General features: G+C 66.3%; 2 protein-coding genes. Both read right to left on the bottom strand.

Features of this window, described 5'->3' with window-relative positions; genetic code table 11:
* The coding region (locus EOA36_RS34795; RefSeq protein WP_127281175.1) for an FAD-binding protein at positions 1-975 on the bottom strand (975 nt) is incomplete at its 3' end.
* Positions 976-1131: 156 nt separating this feature from the next.
* Positions 1132-1731, bottom strand: a 600-nt coding sequence (locus EOA36_RS34790; RefSeq protein ID WP_127281174.1) for a DUF3422 family protein, incomplete at its 5' end; no start/stop codon positions are given.

Below are 1731 nucleotides of genomic sequence, written 5' to 3'. Positions count from 1 at the left end.
GGACTGCGAGATGCGGCACGTGGTCGAGCCGTTGGCGATGGCGATCGCCTCGACCGCCGTGATCAGATGATCGACCTCGACGCCGGGGCCATCGAGCTCGACGATCAGCAGCGCCTCGACGTCGAGGGGATAGCCGGCATGGACGAAATCCTCGGCGGCATGGATCGCCGGCCGGTCCATCATTTCCATGCCGCCCGGAATGATGCCGGCGCCGATGATGTCGGCGACGCACTGGCCCCCCTGCTCGCTGGTCGGAAAGCCGATCAGCAGGGCGCGCGCCGTCTCCGGCTTCTTCAGGATGCGCACGGTGACCTCGGTGACGACGCCGAGCAGGCCTTCCGAACCGGTCATGACGCCGAGCAGGTCATAGCCCTCGGCGTCGAGGTGACCGCCGCCGAGCCGCACCACCTCGCCATTCATCAGAACCATCTCGATGCCGAGCACATTGTTGGCGGTGAGGCCGTATTTCAGGCAGTGCACGCCGCCGGAGTTCTCCGCCACGTTGCCACCGATCGAGCAGGCGATCTGGGAGGATGGATCGGGGGCGTAGTAAAACCCCTCCTGCTCGACGGCTGACGTGATGCCGAGATTGGTGACGCCGGGCTGGGCGACGACGATGCGGTCGGGAAAATCGATCTCGAGAATGCGGTTGAACCGGCTCATGACGAGCAGCACCGCGTCCTCCAGCGGCAGCGCGCCGCCCGACAGCGAGGTGCCCGATCCGCGCGGCACGACGCGGATGTTGCGGTCGTTGCAGTATTTCAGCACGCGCGAAACCTGCGCCACCGTCTCGGGCAGCACCACGACCAGCGGCAGTTGCCGGTAGGCGGTCAGGCCATCGCTTTCGAAGGCACGCATTTCATTGGCCGCGTCGACCACGCCCTCGCCCGGCACGATGATGCGCATGTCGGCGACGATTTCGCTGCGCCGGCGCAGCGTCTCGGCGTCTGGCTTGGGCATGGCAAGGCCGGACATCGGCGCTTCCTCCACTCGACTGGTAAAAATGATTTACCAGCTAGCGGCATTTGTTGCAAATCTTGCTTTGGTGGCGTCAGGGCGGCGGATGCAGGCAAAGCTTCCGCAGCGGCAATCTGCCGCTGCACATCCGTTGCGTCCGAAGCATGGCGCGGACTATTCGCCCGGATGTTTCGCCGGCTCGGAATGCATCCGTCGCACGCGGCGCACGCCCCACCAGACCAGCAGGATGGCGAACGGCACCGAGGCGGCGGTGACGACCTCGGGCGCGAAGGCGTGGCCAAAGACCGACGCGCCCTTCGCGACATAGCCGATGAGGCCGACAACGTAATAGGAGACGGCGGCGACCGAAAGGCCTTCGACGGTCTGCTGCAGCCGCAGTTGCAGGCGGGCGCGGTTGTTCATCGAGGCGAGCAGGTCGCGGTTCTGCTTCTCGACCTCGACGTCGACCCAGGTCCGCAGCAGCGTGGTGGCACGGGTCAGCTTGCGCGACAAATTGGCCTGGCGCTCCTCGACCGAGCGGCAGGTGCGCATGGCTGGCGCCATGCGCCGCAGCAGAAAGCCCGCCCAGGTGTCGTAGCCCTGCACGGGCTCCTCATCCAGCGCCTCCAGTCTTTCCGTGACGATGCCGTCATAGGCGCGGCTGGCGCCGAAGCGGTAGAGGCTGGAAGCGGCATCGGCCTCCAGTTCGGCGGCAAGCTCCGTCAGACCGGCGAGCAGCGTCTGGTTGTCGCGGGTCTCGGCGACCTTCATTTC

Source organism: Mesorhizobium sp. M8A.F.Ca.ET.021.01.1.1 (assembly GCF_003998025.1).
Taxonomy (GTDB): Bacteria; Pseudomonadota; Alphaproteobacteria; order Rhizobiales; family Rhizobiaceae; genus Mesorhizobium.
The sequence above is the reverse complement of the archived record's forward strand: the minus strand, read 5'-3'. Positions and strand labels throughout refer to the sequence as shown.